Source organism: Pyxidicoccus caerfyrddinensis (genome assembly GCF_010894405.1).
Classification (GTDB): domain Bacteria; phylum Myxococcota; class Myxococcia; order Myxococcales; family Myxococcaceae; genus Myxococcus; species Myxococcus caerfyrddinensis.
This window is the reverse complement of sequence record NZ_JAAIYA010000129.1, coordinates 1-570: the sequence shown is the minus strand read 5'-3', so window position 1 is coordinate 570 and position 570 is coordinate 1. Positions and strand designations below refer to the sequence as shown.

The following is a 570-nucleotide window of genomic DNA, read 5'->3' as shown; positions in this document are numbered from 1 at the left end:
AGTTTTTTTTCGAGCACCAGCAGCGCGGCTGTCTCGGCCAGCGCCTTCTCCTTGCGGTGCAGCTCGCGCTCGAGCTCCTTCACCCGCTTCTCGGCGGCGGCCAGCCGCTTGCGCTCCTTGGCGGGCAGGGGCTCCGCAGCGGCTCCCGAGAGAGCTCCGGCGGCGGCCTGCTGCCACTCCTTCAGCTGCGCCTCGTGTAGCCCCTCGCGCCGCAGCAGCGCCCCCAACTCCTCGTCGGCAAGCTCCTGGGCCGCAGCCAGCACGCGCAACTTCTCCTGGGGCGTCCACTTCTTCGGCGCAGGGGGGAGTGCGGGCTTCTTCTCCTCGGGCGGGGGCGGCATGGCCGCTACCCTATTCGCCTCGCGCAACCACTGCGACAGCGTCGGCTGCGAGACGCCCACCTGGCGGGCCAGTGCCGCGGCGCTCACCGCTCCCGGGCCCACCATCCGCTTCACCATCTGCGCCTTGAATGCATCCGTGTACGGCACCGCGTCCTGCCTGCTCTCGCCCCCAGGGCGTCGTCAGCTCGGCACGTCAGCCGAGGCGACAACTTCCCTGACACAGGGGGCA

At 70.9% G+C, this 570-nt stretch carries 1 protein-coding gene; it reads right to left on the bottom strand.

The genetic code is table 11. The features are described from left to right. Nucleotides 1–488: transposase (locus tag G4D86_RS51825; RefSeq protein WP_164003107.1), on the bottom strand; the 488-nt coding region annotated here is incomplete at its 3' end. Between the last annotated feature and the right edge of the window lie 82 nt (nt 489–570).